This window comes from Erwinia tracheiphila (assembly GCF_021365465.1).
Classification (GTDB): Bacteria; Pseudomonadota; Gammaproteobacteria; order Enterobacterales; family Enterobacteriaceae; genus Erwinia; species Erwinia tracheiphila.
This window is the reverse complement of the sequence record NZ_CP089932.1, coordinates 975,500-992,178: the sequence shown is the minus strand read 5'-3', so window position 1 is coordinate 992,178 and position 16,679 is coordinate 975,500. Positions and strand designations below refer to the sequence as shown.

The following is a 16,679-nucleotide window of genomic DNA, read 5'->3' as shown; positions in this document are numbered from 1 at the left end:
TAATAAACCTGCCGCAACATAGTCATCGTTATGATTCTGTAGCACCTTAAGCACCACGAAAGCAGAATATACCTTATTTTATCCGCTGACAGATATTATTGCGTAATCAGCGTACCTTCTTTTTCGCCCATAACCACACGACGCAGCGCCCCCGGCTTGTTCATATTGAACACGCGAATGGGCAGTTTATGATCGCGAGCCAAGGTGAATGCAGCCAGATCCATGACCTTCAGCTCTTTTTCCAGCACGTCAGCATAGCTGATTTTTTCGAATAGAGCGGCATCTGGATTTTTTACCGGATCAGCAGAATAAACGCCGTCTACCTTGGTTGCTTTCAGCACAACATCGGCTTCAATCTCAATGCCACGCAGGCAGGCCGCTGAATCCGTGGTGAAGAAGGGATTACCCGTTCCGGCGGAGAAAATGACCACACGATTGTTTCGCAGCAGGCTAATGGCTTCTGCCCAGCTGTAATTGTCACAAACACCATTCAATGGAATGGCAGACATCAGACGCGCGTTAACGTAGGCACGATGCAGTGCATCACGCATCGCCAGACCGTTCATCACGGTCGCCAGCATCCCCATGTGATCGCCAACAACCCGATTCATTCCAGCCTGTGCCAGGCCAGCCCCACGAAATAAGTTTCCGCCGCCGATGACCACGCCCACCTGAATGCCCAGCTCTACCAGCTCTTTAACTTCCTGAGCCATACGGTCCAGCACACTGGCATCAATACCAAAGCCTTCTGCACCTTGCAGTGCTTCGCCACTTAGTTTCAGCAGGATACGTTGATATACAGGTTTTGCATTGGTCGCCATGGTTTTTTCCTGGAAGATATTTATTGAAGTGGAGCGTTACATCTCACCAATCATCCTATTAGCACCAATAAAATACTATTGGGATGAGGCTGAAAATGCGCTGCCGAAAAGCAGGGAAAAAAGAACCGCCGGTTGGCGGTTCTTTTCAGGCAATTAAGACTGCTTAGACATCGCCGCCACTTCGGCCGCGAAATCAGTTTCAGCTTTCTCAATACCTTCACCCACTTCAAAGCGGATGAAGTTGATAACATCAGCATTCTTCTCTTTCAGAACCTGACCCACGGTTTTGCCTGGATCGATAACGAAAGCCTGACCGGTCAGAGAGACCTCGCCGGTGAATTTCTTCATGCGGCCTTCAACCATTTTCTCAGCGATTTCTTTTGGCTTGCCAGACTGCATGGCGATATCCAGCTGAACCTGGTACTCTTTCTCAACCACGTCAGCAGACACATCTTCTGGCTTAACAAATTCTGGCTTGCTTGCTGCAACGTGCATGGCAATCTGCTTAACCAGTTCTTCGTCTGCATTTTTAGCAGAAATCAGCACGCCGATGCGTGCGCCGTGCAGATAGCTACCCAGCACGTCACCTTCCAGAGAGGAAACGCGACGGATATTAATATTTTCACCGATTTTCGCAACCAGCGCAACACGTTCTTCTTCGAACTGTGCTTTCAGCACTTCAACATCAGTAATTTTACCCGCCATAGCCGCGTTCAGCACTTTATCAGCAAAGGCCTGGAAACCGCCGTCTTTAGCAACAAAGTCAGTCTGGCAGTTTACTTCGAGGATCACGCCGTAGTTGCCTTCGATCTTCGTTTTTATCACGCCGTCAGCAGCAACGTTACCTGCTTTTTTAGCCGCCTTGATTGCGCCTGACTTACGCATGTTTTCAATTGCCAGCTCAATATCGCCGCTGGCTTCAGTCAGTGCCTTTTTACAATCCATCATGCCCGCGCCGGTGCGCTCACGCAGTTCTTTTACCAGAGCAGCAGTAATATCAGCCATTCTCTTATCCTCGGTTAGCTCGCATCTGTTCGCGGTGGTTTTAGCCTGCGCAACAAATGCCTGGTCTCGGGAAAAATTATTCTGCCCCACCCCTTGTTACAGGCGGCAAAGCAGACTCGAAAAAATAAAGGGGCCGTTCAGGCCCCTTACAGATCTTAATCTGATCGCTACCCATCACCTTCGAAACAACAGCGACACACTGATGTTATTCAGACTCATAAAACCTACCCGCGTAAGTCAGATGGTCAGACACATCAACACTGTAATTTCACAGACAACAGGTATAAGGGCGCTCAGGGGAGCAATCCTTATTCAGCTTCGGCGAAACTTTCTTCTGCCTGTTGAACCAGGTCCTGAGAACGACCTTCACGTACAGTGGCCGCCACTGCGCTCAGGTACAGGCTAACAGCACGGATTGCGTCATCATTACCAGGGATAATGTAATCAACACCGTCTGGATCAGAGTTGGTATCAACAACAGCGAAAACCGGGATACCCAGGTTGTTAGCTTCTTTAATCGCGATGTGTTCGTGATCGGCATCGATTACAAACAGTGCATCTGGCAGACCACCCATATCTTTGATACCGCCCAGACTGTTTTCCAGCTTGGCCAGCTCACGATCACGCATCAGCGCTTCTTTTTTGGTCAGCTTGTCAAATGTGCCGTCCTGAGACTGCGTTTCCAGATCTTTCAGACGTTTGATCGACTGACGCACGGTTTTCCAGTTAGTCAGCATCCCACCTAACCAGCGGTGGTTGACGAAGAACTGATCGCAGCTCAGAGCCTGCTCTTTTACCGCTTCGCTTGCGGCGCGCTTGGTACCAACGAACAGAATTTTGCCTTTACGGGAAGCGATTTTGTTCAGTTCAGCCAGCGCTTCGTTGAACATTGGTACCGTTTTTTCAAGGTTGATGATGTGAACTTTGTTACGTGCGCCGAAGATGAATGGCTTCATTTTCGGGTTCCAGTAGCGGGTCTGGTGACCGAAGTGTACACCGGCCTTGAGCATGTCGCGCATGGAAACAGTTGCCATGATTACCTCTATAGAGTGATTTGGGGTTAAGCCTCCATGTATCCCATACAACCGACCCGTCACGAATGTTCAAGGCACCCCGGCGTATGTGTCGATACATGTGTGTTATTTACACGGGAGATTTTATGCGTTTCCCTGTGAAACTTCCGTTTCCCTGTGAAACTTCCGATACAGAGAATCGTCGGCGCGTTTTATACCATAAAAGCACGGCATGAAGCTAATGTTTGTTCACCATCGCGCCACTATCATAAACGCTAATTGGCAGCTGCATAGTAGGCTGATAACATTGCCACACTCCCTTTCATTATTGTCGAAATAATCGTCAGCAGCGGACTCAATCAATGGCAATTACAATTAAAACTCCCGAAGAAATTGAAAAAATGCGCGTCGCCGGCCGCCTGGCAGCTGAAGTGCTGGAAATGATCGAAGAACACGTAAGACCCGGCATCAGTACAGGTGAACTGGATCGTCTCTGTCACGATTATATTGTTAATACCCAAAAAGCGATTTCGGCAAGTCTGGGCTATCACGGCTTTCCAAAGTCAGTTTGCATCTCAGTGAATGAAGTGGTTTGCCACGGCATCCCCAGCGATGACAAAATTTTGAAAGAGGGTGATATCGTCAATATTGACGTTACCGTCATTAAAAATGAATACCATGGCGATACCTCGAAAATGTACTTTGTGGGTAAGCCAACTATTCAGGGTGAACGTCTGTGCCGTGTGACTCAGGAGAGTCTTTATCTGGCCTTGCGCATGGTTAAGCCAGGCATTCGCCTGCGCACCATCGGGCGCGAAATTCAGCAGTTTGTGGAAGCACAGGACTTCTCCGTGGTACGTGAATATTGCGGCCACGGCATTGGTAAAGGTTTCCATGAAGAACCGCAGGTCCTGCATTACGATGCCGATGACGGCGGTGTGGTATTACAGGCTGGAATGGCCTTCACTATAGAGCCGATGGTCAATGCTGGCGACTACCGCATTCGCAGTATGAAAGATGGCTGGACGGTGAAAACGAAAGACCGCAGCCTTTCTGCACAATATGAGCACACTATAGTGGTAACTGAAAATGGATGTGAAATCATGACGTTGCGAAAAGATGATACAATTTCGGCGATACTGACCCACGCAGTCTAGTCACTTTTAAAACACCTCAGGAACGCATCGGTACACCCGGCGCGTTCCTGATATTTCTTTCCGCTCAGTCGCCGACTTTCTCCCACCGTCTGCCGCTTTGCTCTGGCAGCGCCGTTTGATTTTGACTGTGTTCTGGCGCTATTGTCCTCAAAACCCCCCACGCTTCGGGCTGGCGGAGCAAAATCTGGAGTAGCGGCGTGACAGAGATATTGAAACATTACGGGCTGGCAGACTCGGCTGCAAACTGGGATGACAGTGAGTTCACGTGCGACGCACTCAGGCAACGCCTGGAACATTTCCGGCAGCAGCTGGCCAGCGCGTTTGACCAGGGTGTTGACGTCGAGAAATTGATTCACGCCCGAACGCGGTTTATCGATCACCTACTGCAGCACCTGTGGCGCTTTTATGATTTTCCAGATCAGGAAGATATTGCATTAGTTGCCGTTGGTGGCTATGGCCGGGGTGAGCTGCATCCTTTGTCTGATATCGACGTATTAATCCTCAGCCGCGCCCCCCTTTCTGCGGAAGATGCCCAGCGTACCAGCGATCTACTGACATTAATGTGGGATCTGAAACTGGAAGTGGGTCACAGCGTCCGTACGCTGGAAGAATGCCTGCTGGAAGGACTGTCGGATCTGACCATTGCCACCAATCTGATTGAGTCACGTATACTGGCTGGCGACGTCACACTGTTTCTTGAAATGCAAAAAAACGTGTTCAGTGATGGTTTCTGGCCATCGGATCGTTTCTTTGCCGCCAAGATTGCCGAACAGCAGGAGCGTCACCAACGCTATCACGGCACCAGCTACAATCTTGAGCCAGATATCAAAAGCAGTCCGGGAGGGTTGCGTGATATTCACACGCTGCTGTGGGTAGCACGCCGCCATTTTGGTGCGACCTCACTTGATGAAATGGTGGGCTTCGGCTTTCTGACCAAAGCTGAACGTAACGAGCTAAATGAATGTCAGCATTTTCTCTGGCGTATTCGCTTCGCATTGCACCTGACGTTACCGCGTTACGACAACCGGCTGTTGTTCGATCGCCAGTTAAATGTTGCTCAACGCCTCAACTATCAGGGTGAAGGTAATGAATCAGTTGAGCGGATGATGAAGGATTTTTATCGCGTTACTGGACGTATCAGCGAACTGAATCAAATGCTTCTGCAACTGTTCGACGAAGCCATTCTTGCACTGGAAGAAGATGAAAAAACCCGTGCTATTGATGACGAATTCCAGCTGCGCGGTAAATTGATAGACCTTATTGATGAAACGCTGTTTACCCGCCAGCCGGAAGCCATTATGCGCATGTTTCACACCATGGTGCGCATGCCAACCATCACAGGAATTTACTCCACAACCTTGCGTCAATTGCGCTACGCCCGCCGTCATCTCCAGCAACCGCTTTGTTACATCCCCGAAGCCCGCAAACTGTTTCTCGCGATTTTACGCCACCCTGGTGCGGTAAGCAGAGCACTGGTTCCCATGCATCGCCACAGCGTGTTGTGGGCCTATATGCCTCAATGGGGCAATATCGTTGGTCAGATGCAGTTCGATCTTTTCCATGTCTACACCGTTGATGAGCACACTATTCGCGTATTACAGAAGCTGGAAAGTTTTGCCGACGAGAAAACCCGCCCGCACCACCCCATCTGCGTGGAAATTTGGCCAAGGCTACCGCAGCCCGAACTGCTCCTCATGGCAGGACTGTTCCACGACATTGCGAAAGGACGTGGCGGCGATCACTCGATTTTGGGGGCAGAAGACGCGCTGGAATTTGCCGGGCTTCACGGACTGAATTCTCGCGAGGCACAGCTGGTTTCCTGGCTGGTGCGCCACCATCTGTTAATGTCGGTCACCGCGCAGCGGCGCGATATTCAGGATCCAACCGAGATTCAACAATTTGCTGAGGTGATGCACAACGAAAATCAGCTACGTTATCTGGTCTGCCTGACGGTTGCCGATATCTGCGCGACCAATGAAACCCTGTGGAACAGCTGGAAACAAAGCCTGCTGCACGAACTGTTTTTTGCCACGGAAAAGCAGCTCCGGCACGGTATGGAAAACAGTCCGGATTTGCGCGAACGTATTCGACATCATCGACTACAGGCGCTGGCGCTGTTGCGTATGGATAATATCGATGAGCAGGCGCTGCATACTATCTGGCGACGCTGCCGGGCTGATTATTTCCTGCGACATACGCCAAACCAACTGGCATGGCACGCCCGCCATCTGATGAATCATAATCTTAAGGAACCGCTGGTACTGGTCAGTCCGCAAGCTATGCGAGGCGGCACCGAAATTTTTATCTGGAGCCCGGATCGTCCCTATCTTTTCGCTACCGTGGCCGGAGAACTGGATCGCCGCAATCTCAGCGTGCATGACGCACAGATTTTTACCAGTCGCGACGGTATGGCGATGGACACCTTTATCGTGCTGGAGCCGGATGGCAGCCCTCTGGCAAGCGATCGCCACAGGATGATCAGCAATGCGCTGGAACAAGCTATTGCCCGGACGCACTGGCAGCCTCCCAGAACGCGCCGTCAGTCTGCCCGGCTAAAACATTTCAGTGTGGAAACTGAAACCAAGTTTCTGCCCACTCATGCCGACAACCGCACCTACATGGAACTAATCGCACTGGATCAACCCGGACTGCTGGCGCGGGTTGGCGAAGTTTTTGCCGATCTGGGGGTTTCACTACACGGTGCACGTATCAGTACTATCGGTGAACGTGTGGAAGATTTGTTTATTCTCGCCGACAGTGAGCGGCATGCACTGAGTCCAGAATTATGTGGTGTGATACAACAACGGTTGACAGAGGCCCTTAATCCAAACGATAAAGTGTGACCTGAATTTAGTTGTTACACCGCCTGCCGGAAATTGGTGTGGAAGAGATGCCATACCGCACCCCGGCAAGATATTCAGATACAGGAAATAAAATTAATGCAACAGTTACAAAGTGTTATTGAAAGCGCCTTTGAGCGCCGCGCAGAGATCACCCCCGTCAATGCCGATACGGTTACCCGTGAAGCCGTGAACCAGGTCATAAGCCTGCTGGACAGCGGGGCGGTGCGCGTGGCGGAAAAAATCGACGGCAAGTGGGTAACACATCAGTGGTTGAAAAAAGCCGTATTGCTCTCTTTTCGTCTTAACGATAACCAGGTGATTGAGGGTGCCGAAAGCCGTTTTTACGACAAAGTTCCGATGAAATTTGCCGATTACGATGATGCACGTTTCAGGAAAGAAGGTTTCCGCGTGGTTCCACCTGCCGCCGTTCGTCAGGGCGCTTATATTGCACGTAATACCGTGCTGATGCCATCTTATGTGAACATCGGTGCATACGTCGATGAAGGTTCAATGGTGGATACATGGGCAACCGTGGGTTCCTGCGCCCAGATAGGTAAAAACGTTCACCTGTCAGGCGGCGTTGGCATTGGTGGCGTGCTGGAACCGCTGCAGGCAAATCCGACTATTATCGAAGATAACTGCTTTATCGGTGCACGTTCAGAGATCGTTGAAGGCGTCATTGTGGAAGAAGGTGCGGTTATCTCGATGGGCGTCTATATCGGTCAGAGCACCAAAATCTACGATCGTGAAACCGGCGAAGTCCATTATGGCCGCGTTCCGGCAGGTTCGGTAGTAGTATCGGGTAACCTGCCTTCGAAAGACGGCAGCTACAGTCTCTACTGTGCGGTTATCGTGAAAAAAGTGGACGCCAAAACTCGTGGCAAAGTGGGTATCAACGAACTGCTGCGCACGATTGATTAATTCCTTTCACGGGCCATGCAGGTGGCCCGTAATTTTATCTTTACATCCTGGACATTAAAAACCGGGGTCATAAATAACACAACGGATGCTATTGCGTATTAACCAGGCGATAATCCGCGACGTTAAGCGCACAGACGCTCCCCGATTGCTTTTCAAATTTTCATTTATACTCACCTGAGTACGGGACGAGCAAACAGGCAAAACAGATTTCACCAGCCCCTTCTTTGCACGATGCCATTATCACCATCAGCATCGTTAACGCGGCATGAGTCAGTTTGCCCCACGCAGCGAAACGACAATCTCCCGCTAAGGAAAATGACTATGTATGACAACCTGAAAGATTTGGGCATTGCTAACCCTGATGATATTGACCGTTACAGCCTGCGCCAGGAAGCCAACAATGACATTCTTAAGATCTATTTCCAAAAGGATAAAGGCGAGTTTTTTGCTAAAAGTGTTAAGTTTAAATACCCTCGCCAGCGCAAAACTGTGGTGGCCGACAATGTCAGCCAGGGCTACAAAGAAATCCAGGAAATAAGCCCAAATTTGCGTTATGTGATTGATGAGTTGGATCAGATTTGCCAGCGCGACCAGGTCGAAGTCGATCTGAAACGCAAAATTTTAGAAGATCTGCGCCATCTGGAATACGTTGTCTCTAATAAGATCAATGAAATCGAATCCGATCTGGAAAAACTGATCCGCGGCGGCCGTTAACTTTCCTGATATTGCTATTGAGATCTGCTCAATTCCGTCAGGAAATAAGCAGATCTTTCTTCCAGCCAACCGCCGGAAAGCATTCCCCTTGCCAGAGGTTACGGCTGCTCATCCAACTGCAACGCCACGTAAAGCAGCAACCGGTCGTCGAAATGGCTCAGATTAAGTCCGGTCAGCTCCGAAATCCGGTTAAGACGATATTCCAACGTATTACGATGGATATATAACGCTTTGGCCGTGGCCGAAGGCTGCACGTTATTGCTAAACCATGCATTCAGGGTTCGACGCAGCAGACCGTTGTTATCCATCGCTTTCAGTTTTGCCAGTGGACGCGAAAGCTCACCCGCCTGCCATCCGCCCCGAAGACTGTCCAGCAGCACCGGCAGCACCAAATCCTGATAAAAATAACTACGTAACTCCGGCATTCTCTGTTTCCCTACCTGCATGGTGGTGCGGGCAGTACGATAAGAACGCGCAATGCTGCCAGGACCGGTAAAAAAATTACCCAGCGCGACGCGCATACGCAGGTGGCCACTTTGCTTCATTCGCGCCTGGAGCAACTCAACGCGCTTACGATGATCTTCAGCATCAAAGCGACCATACGCATTAAAAGCGGGTTTCAGCACCACCATTTCCGTCAGCGAAACAATAGCGATAAGGTTATCTCGTTCTGGCCTGGTCAGCAGCGTCTGTAACTGTTGCAGCTCTGACATTGCACTGTCCACGCCAAGCTGACCACTGTCCACTTCCACCACCGCAACCACACGTGGCTGGCTCAGATCGATACACAGTCGCTGTGCCCACTCCATTAACGCGGGTGACAGTGTGTCGCTGCGAATAAGATTGAGCACCAGTTCTTCCCGCAGACGGCTGTCCTGTGCCAGCAAGTGGAGCAGTCGCGCCTGTTCAAGCATCATCTCAGCGGTCATACAAACCAGCTCGCCAAATTGCCGGAGCGCGTCAGGTTCACCCGTCAGACCAATGACGCCAACGATCTCACCATCGATGCGCAGCGGCAGGTTAACGCCGGGCCTGACCCCATGCAGGTGTTTCGCCACGGCGTCATCAATGTCAACCACTCGCGCCTGTGAAAGTGCTAACAGCGCACCCTCATGCATTTCACCAATCCGCTCACTGTCACCACTGCCGATAATCCGGCCACGTGCATCCATTACATTGATATTACTGTCAATAATTTTCATGGTACGGGCAACAATATCCTGAGCCAGGCGGGGATCCAGATGGTAAGTAGCCATTTATCATTCCATAGGGTCATTGTACGGTCAGCATACCGCAAGTAAGCAGTCGCACATTGTGCATCTGCAGTATGCGTGATCCAGGTTGTAAAATTGCGATGGGAATACAGAGGGTAAACAAAGCGTTCAGGGGAAGAGCAACCCATCTTTAACAAAACTTCAGCAGGTGAACACTTCGTATCAGATCCGCACTAATGATACCGAAAAAAATGTGTGGTTAAACACGTTCGCCTTAGGGAATTTTGAGGCAAGCGGTAAAACAGAAAGAAGCATTGACTGCGGCCCTTAGTGGTGTACTAAAACTTCCAAAAGAAGCTTCCGCTTGTAAAACAAAGACAATAACGTCTACAGGAAGGGATTTTAACCTGGCAATAAAAAAGGCTGGTCTGAATAACCAGCCTTTCCAGTAATATCCTGTCATTCCCAACCAACGTAAAGTTAAGAACGCAAGGTCCGTCACTGCATGAGCAGATATATAGTGCTGTCACCACGCTGAATACTCAGCGCCAGAACGGACGGCTTGGTATCAAGAATTTTACGCAAATCGCCCAGATTAGCGATGGCCTGTTGGTTAACCCCCAGGATCACATCATCCTTCTTCAATCCGATGCGGTCTGCAGCCGAACCCGCCTTGACGCTATCAACTTTCACACCCTTAACACCTTTTGCATGGTAGTTGCTAAAATCCGCCCCTTCGATACCGGTATAAATGGTTCCAGAGTCCACTTTGACCTGGCTACTTTGCTGAAGCTCAACGTCGACCGTGAGTGGCTTACCATCGCGGATCAGGCCAAGTGCCATTTTGCTGCCAACCGGCAGAGAGCCAACCTGGGCACGCAGAGCGGCAAAGCTGGCAATCGCTTTTCCATTGACTGAAACCACGATATCCCCTGCTTTAATACCCGCTTTTGCGGCAGAAGATTTTGGCAATACCTGGCTGACAAAAGCACCGCGCTGGGCGTCAACCTTCATCGCTTTAGCCAGTTCAGAATTCAACTCGGTGCCCATAATACCCAGCTCACCGCGTTTCACCTGACCATATTCAACCATCTGGGCAGTGAGATTTTTAACCATATTACTTGGAATAGCGAAACCAATACCGATGTTGCCACCATCTGGCGCGAGGATTGCAGTGTTGATACCAATCAGTTCACCATTCAAATCGACCAGTGCACCACCAGAGTTACCACGGTTGATTGCCGCATCGGTCTGAATAAAGTTTTCATAATTTTCAACATTCAATCCGCTGCGTCCCAGCGCAGAAACAATCCCGGAAGTGACCGTTTCGCCCAGACCGTAAGGATTGCCGATGGCAACCGTATAGTCCCCCACCCGCAAATTGTCTGAATCCGCTATCTTAATAGCCGTGAGGTTCTTCGCATCTTCAAGCTGAATCAGCGCAATATCTGAACGAGGATCTTTACCAATGACTTTGGCATCGTACTTGCGTCCATCGCTCAGTTGTACCTGAATTTTGGTCGCATTATTCACAACATGATTATTGGTAACGACATAGCCCTTTGCAGCATCAATCACCACTCCAGACCCCAGAGCGCGGAATTTCTCCTGCTGAGTATTAGCATCCCCCTGCCCCTGATCGCTTCCCCCCTGACACATTGGCGAACGCTGGAAAGGTGAACCGTCCTGGCAGAAAGGCGAATTACCACCGAAGAACTGCTGCGGCAAACGAGGCGTGCGAACGGTTGTGCTCCCTTCAACATTGATACTCACCACTGAAGGCATCACTTTTTCTAACATCGGTGCCAGGCTTGGCAGCTGCTGGCTGGAAGAAGAAGCGGTTTCTGCTGCCAGTGCAGCAATTGGGTTCATTGCCGTTCCCAGGCAAAGAACCAATGCGCTAGCTAAAAGTGTTTTTTTCATGCGTCTGTTTCTCAAGATTATCCAATTATTCAACCATGTCATGGTCGTCCAGATAAGACTCAATTTTATCGCTAAGTTCATGAATAAGTCTCAGCGAAAAGTAAAAAAGTATTCTTCGCCTTTACAAATAAAGGCCACTTATACGTTTATTCAACCGCCATCAGTCGCCGATATTCATCCCACGCGTAGAGATCGGTCATTCCACTAACATAATCTTGTAACAAACGAGACCGATAATATCGCTCCCATAAAAGTTTTTCGTAAGGATGCTGGCTTGTTAAATTATGCATATGAACAGAATAGGCTTTTCGATGTTTTCCTGACAGCTTATGAAACAGTCGGGTTTCAATGGGGTAAGATTTATGATAATCTTCATTAATCAATATTTTAAAATCGGCATAGGGCATAAGCCAGAGTGATTTGTAGATATTCAAAAGCCCTTTGATAACCTGATAACCTTGCAGCTCAAGCTGTTCTACTTCAGCATGATTAAATACATGTTTTTTGGCTACCGCTTTAAATAAAGCCAGTAGATGACTTTCGTTACTTTCATCTTCCAGTAACGAATAATTAAAGTCGCCGTGATAAATAGCGGCAATATTTTCAGTGAAGCGTTTAACGGCATGTGCCACCAATACAGACTGAACCCCGACCCGTAGTTTCATAAAAAAAGTATCGCTGCGGCTACGGTATCGCGCTTTGCTTTGTGCTTCACTGTAAGCAAAATCAATTATCTTTACAAAAAGCGAGTCTGAATTAACTTTTTTTTGCTCCTTAAGCGACTGCCATTCTGCCTGAAGATAGCCATAAAGTTGCTCGACGCTAAAAATGGCTTTCTCGACGGCATCATCCAGATCGGCAATACAGTAAGAAATGTCATCGGCAGCTTCCATAATATAAGTCAGCGGAAAACGATGATATTGCTCAGTTGATGTGGCACGCAGCATGTCAGAAACGAACGTCTCTTCCGACAGGTAATACCCCGGTTTCTTCATCAGGGTGCTAAAGCGGGCAGGTTTTTCACCACTGAACCAGGCTGGAGCAGTATATTTAAGAATGCAGGCAACCTGAACATAGGAGAGATTAAGTTGCAAAAGCGTATGCACCAGCCTGATCGCTTGCGCATTTCCCTCAAAGTGGCAGAGGTCCTGGCGCAGCGTAGCATTCAACGTGAGAAATGCATCGTGTTGTTCGCTGCCCGTGACGCCAGCCTCTGCGGGGTCAACCAGCAGGCCCGGCAGATTCATTCTGAACCAATCGTTTATCGCCGCCTCACCGAAATGGCCAAAAGGCGGATTGCCAACATCGTGCAGCAGGCAGGACATTTCAACAAGGCTTTCGAAGGCGCCTGTAAAATCGCTCAGTCCATACCGCGACAACCCCCCGGGCTGTTCTTTTAAATGCTGAATAATTTCACGGGCAATGTAACGACCGGTTTGTTGCACTTCGAGAGAATGCGTCAGGCGGGAGCGAACAGCGGCATTTCGTTCCAGTGGAAAAACCTGTGTTTTTTGTTGCAGGCGACGAATAGCGGCAGAATTAATGATCCTGCCACGATCGCTTTCAAAATGTCGGGCGATCCGATACTCCCCCTGAGGTTTTTCACGATTATTAAACGGCCTTTCAAAACTGAATTTCTTCCTGAAATCAATTGCTGACATCGTCGTCCCCCGACTGGCTGTTAGGTGAGTTAAATAACGCCTTAACCACAGATAATGTATTCAGCCGTTCAACTGACCATCACGCTATCAGCTTATTGCCCGCCTGAGTATGCTGTATTTAATCATGGTAAACTATGCACTATATTTGACGCGTTGTACCACAACATTAACGGGTATCCCTATGAAAGCAGGCATTATTGGCGCAATGGAGCAGGAAGTTACACTGCTGCGAGACAAAATTGAACATCGCCAGACTATTGCGCTGGCGGGCTGTGAGATTTATACCGGCACGCTGAATGGCACTGACGTCGCGTTGCTAAAATCCGGTATTGGCAAAGTTTCCGCGGCAATGGGTACCACCCTGCTGCTGGAACTGTGCAAGCCGGATTTCATTATTAACACGGGTTCTGCGGGTGGTTTGGCGGCCACCCTGAAAGTAGGTGATATCCTGATTTCTGAAGAAGTGCGCTATCACGACGTCGACGTCACTGCTTTTGGCTATCAGCCTGGCCAGATGGCGGGCTGCCCGGCTGCCTTTACTGCAGATCCGGCCCTGGTTGCCGCGACGGAAAGCTGTGTTCAGCAACTCGGTCTGAATGCAGTTCGCGGTCTTGTGGTCAGCGGTGATACTTTTATTAACGGGGAAGAGCCGCTTGCGCGCATCCGTAACACCTTCCCGCAGGCAGCGGGAGTAGAGATGGAAGCCACGGCTATCGGGCATGTCTGCCATCAGTTCGCTACCCCTTTTGTGGTTGCCCGTGCCATCTCTGACGTGGCCGACCGGGAATCCCACCTGAGCTTCGAAGAATTCCTTACTGTCGCCGCACGCCAGTCTTCGCTACTGGTTGAAACGCTGCTGGCCAAACTTATGCATCGCTAAATGTCTCTCTGGCCGCAGTACTTTTGCGCGGCGGCTCCGCGTTCATCACATCCTCACCCGTTCTGACTTAACGGATATTTTCTTTCAGAAGCTTCTCCAGCTATTCATATTATCCAGCCAAAGTCGCCGCTGGCGTGCTGCTTGCAAGCAGGCAACGGAGCAACATCGGGCCGACGTCGAATCAGAGCATGATGGGGTTGCGGCGTGGCGTTATTCGATGAAATGCCTGCCAACATAACGGTATTTAAAGCATCGGGCCTTCAACCGGAAAGGCTAAAAGCAGGCCCAGCGGCATAAGATGCTGCAACGTCCTGCCATCTTACAATGCAGTCAGCCGTCGCCGTTCACCGTGTTCCGTTACACATGGTAAAATGTCCGGCTGTCACCCTGCGAAACTTAAGCTAATTTTGCTCGCATGCTCTGGTCCCTGGCCAGCAGGGGCTAATCCACTACTCAAATGCGTTTGGGGCAAATGGTGATACACAACACAATGGCACCGTTAGCGCTTTCTGGCAGCCAGAGTTTAAGAGGGTAAATAATAACTGGATAACCCGTAGTGCCTTATGCAGATTACTGGCGATCCGATAAGAATGTCAGCCGCTACACAACAAAATCGAATCAGCCTTGCTCGGTGGCTGCAACGCCGCTTAAGCAGGCAAAGAGAGAAAAAAGGGAATTCAGTACGCTTTATTGGTTGGGCTGAAAACAAGCAAAAATGCCCCGAAGACCGATGCTTCGGGGCAATAATCAGATACTGAAAGAGGAACCGCAACCGCAGGTTGTTTTGGCATTCGGATTGGTGACCACAAAGCGCGAGCCTTCAAGCCCTTCCGTGTAGTCGACCGAACCGCCTACCAGATATTGCAGGCTCATTGGATCGACCACCAGCGCCACGCCGGCCTTCTCAATGGTCATATCGCCATCGTTAACCTTATCATCAAAGGTAAAACCGTACTGAAAACCACTGCAGCCGCCGCCAGTAATATAAACCCGAAGTTTCAAATCAGGATTGTCTTCATCTGAAATCAGGTTTTTGACTTTACTCGCCGCAGCTTCGGTAAATTGCAGGGGAAGCGCCCGTTCATCACTCATATTTTACTCCAGTTGCCTGGGGGCAGTCACCCACAGGTCATATTTCGACCATTAATAGCGTCATTATCTAATAGCACAGTATAGCAATCAAGTATCAGTCCGTTTGCCGTACGGCGGGGTGGCGTTCTGTGCCAGTGCCTGCTTTGCCAGCAATCGAACAAGAAGAGAGGAATAAAGCGGTTTCCCCCCAGAGGCTGCGCCACTACTGTTGCGCCCAGACAGGTAATAATCATCGGTAAAATAAGCTGATAATTGTCAGTCATCTCAAGAACCAGAACAATCCCGGTCAGCAGTGCCCTGACCGACGCAGTAAACAATGCCCCCATGCCAGCAATGGCAAAGATTCCTGCTGAGAGGTGATAGGCAGGGAAAAGCACAGAGCAAACCATGCCGAAAGCAGCGCCTGATAAGGTTCTGGGCACCAGTATCGGCGCAAAAATCCCGCCAGACGCGCCGGAATCGAAACAAAGCAGCGTCGTGGCAACACGCTCGGTAAAAATAAACAGCAGCATACCCGTGCTGTAGCTCCCCGCCACCGCCATCAGGGTAAACCCTCCTCCGGCAGCATCAGGATCGATAAAGCCAGGCACCGCCCAGTATGGCACCCACCATCAAAAATCTGGACAAACTGTTGCCATAAAAACGCTGAAACCTGTCCTGTATCCTGAAAATGAGCGCATGAACCCCACGCCTGCCACAGCGTATTAACCGGTGAATCAGCCAGTTTGCCCACTGCAATCACCGCATATTCATCATTAAATAAACGAAATACGATGCTCGACATAATTACACCAATAAATACTGCCTTGATGGAAATCAGGCTGTATCGGAATTGTAAGCACATCTCCTCAATGATAAACAGAATGCCTGCCAGCGATACATTAAAGGCCGCAGAAAGGCCCGCTGCTACACCTGTGGCAAGTAACGAATGACGGGCTTCGCGTTGTTAATCCGAAATATATCCAGCACCATTCAGCCCGAGCGTCCCCATGTCGCCAATAAACTACACGCCACCATCGTACCGCCTTAACGCTTCGAGTGCGCCTTCAATCTCCGGGATACCGGAGCCGGATAACTCAGGTGCAAACGATGCACCAGGTAGTACCCGATCAGCGCCAGCGCGGCGGACAGAAAAAAACCACGGGGAAAGCCAGCAGTCAGTGATTTTTTGCCGCCTGTACAACCGCGAGGCGTTGACCGCTTTTTCATCCCCCCATCAGGCCAGCCAACGTGCCCACAACGCCCGCCAGCACCAACACAACAGCCGGCGTTTTATCACGCCGAAGCAACAGGCGAAGGAAATCTCCCCCGTTTTGCCGGAGCAACGTTTAATTCATCAGTCGGGGAGGCAGGCTCCATCATATGCCAGGATCTTACTGGGATGAAAAAACGTCATTTTACACCTCTCTTAAACGAAGTCGCGGAGAAATAATGC

Annotated in this window: 12 protein-coding genes and 1 pseudogene; 5 read left to right on the top strand and 8 right to left on the bottom strand. The window is 49.9% G+C overall.

Going from position 1 to position 16,679, the window contains the following annotated elements; all coding sequences use genetic code 11:
• Window positions 1-95 precede the first annotated feature (95 nt).
• The 3 genes from pyrH to rpsB all read right to left on the bottom strand — a co-directional run bounded on the left by pyrH (window position 96) and on the right by rpsB (window position 2,860).
• Complete coding sequence (gene pyrH / locus LU633_RS05015; protein ID WP_016190339.1) at window positions 96-821, bottom strand: UMP kinase; 726 nt, start codon at window positions 819-821, stop codon at window positions 96-98.
• A 153-nt stretch (window positions 822-974) separates the two neighbouring features.
• Window positions 975-1,826 (bottom strand): translation elongation factor Ts, encoded by an 852-nt coding sequence (tsf, locus tag LU633_RS05010; protein ID WP_016190340.1) that lies wholly within the window; start codon window positions 1,824-1,826, stop codon window positions 975-977.
• Between the two features lie 308 nt (window positions 1,827-2,134).
• A complete protein-coding gene (gene rpsB, locus LU633_RS05005; protein WP_016190341.1) occupies window positions 2,135-2,860 on the bottom strand; it encodes a 30S ribosomal protein S2 in 726 nt (241 codons plus the stop codon).
• A 341-nt stretch (window positions 2,861-3,201) separates the two neighbouring features.
• Between rpsB and map the strand changes: the two genes are divergently transcribed.
• From map to LU633_RS04985, 4 genes are all read left to right on the top strand, one after another.
• On the top strand, window positions 3,202-3,996 hold the full coding sequence (gene map, locus LU633_RS05000) for a type I methionyl aminopeptidase (protein WP_016190342.1): 795 nt from the start codon (window positions 3,202-3,204) through the stop codon (window positions 3,994-3,996).
• A gap of 197 nt (window positions 3,997-4,193) precedes the next feature.
• Window positions 4,194-6,839: a bifunctional uridylyltransferase/uridylyl-removing protein GlnD gene (gene glnD / locus LU633_RS04995; RefSeq protein WP_016190343.1), complete on the top strand. Its 2,646-nt coding sequence runs from the start codon at window positions 4,194-4,196 to the stop codon at window positions 6,837-6,839.
• A gap of 96 nt (window positions 6,840-6,935) precedes the next feature.
• Complete coding sequence (dapD, locus tag LU633_RS04990) at window positions 6,936-7,760, top strand: 2,3,4,5-tetrahydropyridine-2,6-dicarboxylate N-succinyltransferase (RefSeq protein ID WP_016190344.1); 825 nt, start codon at window positions 6,936-6,938, stop codon at window positions 7,758-7,760.
• A gap of 321 nt (window positions 7,761-8,081) precedes the next feature.
• Window positions 8,082-8,474, top strand: a complete 393-nt coding sequence (locus LU633_RS04985) for a DUF3461 family protein (RefSeq protein WP_016190345.1) — start codon at window positions 8,082-8,084, stop codon at window positions 8,472-8,474.
• Between the two features lie 98 nt (window positions 8,475-8,572).
• Here the strand turns inward: LU633_RS04985 and LU633_RS04980 are convergent, their stop codons facing one another.
• The 3 genes from LU633_RS04980 to dgt form a co-directional block, all read right to left on the bottom strand.
• Window positions 8,573-9,730 (bottom strand): CdaR family transcriptional regulator, encoded by a 1,158-nt coding sequence (locus tag LU633_RS04980; protein ID WP_016190346.1) that lies wholly within the window; start codon window positions 9,728-9,730, stop codon window positions 8,573-8,575.
• Window positions 9,731-10,186: 456 nt separating this feature from the next.
• Complete coding sequence (gene degP, locus LU633_RS04975) at window positions 10,187-11,611, bottom strand: serine endoprotease DegP (protein WP_040465429.1); 1,425 nt, start codon at window positions 11,609-11,611, stop codon at window positions 10,187-10,189.
• A 146-nt stretch (window positions 11,612-11,757) separates the two neighbouring features.
• The gene (gene dgt / locus LU633_RS04970; protein WP_016190348.1) at window positions 11,758-13,272 is read right to left on the bottom strand and encodes a dGTPase; all 1,515 of its coding nucleotides are present in this window, start codon (window positions 13,270-13,272) and stop codon (window positions 11,758-11,760) included.
• A 181-nt stretch (window positions 13,273-13,453) separates the two neighbouring features.
• Here dgt and mtnN point away from each other — a divergent pair, with 181 nt between their 5' ends.
• Window positions 13,454-14,152 carry a 5'-methylthioadenosine/S-adenosylhomocysteine nucleosidase gene (gene mtnN / locus LU633_RS04965; protein ID WP_016190349.1) on the top strand — a complete coding sequence of 233 codons (699 nt, stop codon included), beginning with the start codon at window positions 13,454-13,456 and terminating at the stop codon, window positions 14,150-14,152.
• Between the two features lie 747 nt (window positions 14,153-14,899).
• Here the strand turns inward: mtnN and erpA are convergent.
• Both erpA and clcA read right to left on the bottom strand, forming a co-directional pair.
• Window positions 14,900-15,244: an iron-sulfur cluster insertion protein ErpA gene (gene erpA / locus LU633_RS04960; protein WP_016190350.1), complete on the bottom strand. Its 345-nt coding sequence runs from the start codon at window positions 15,242-15,244 to the stop codon at window positions 14,900-14,902.
• Window positions 15,245-15,331: 87 nt separating this feature from the next.
• Window positions 15,332-16,569: pseudogene (clcA, locus tag LU633_RS04955) on the bottom strand (H(+)/Cl(-) exchange transporter ClcA).
• Window positions 16,570-16,679 lie beyond the last annotated feature (110 nt).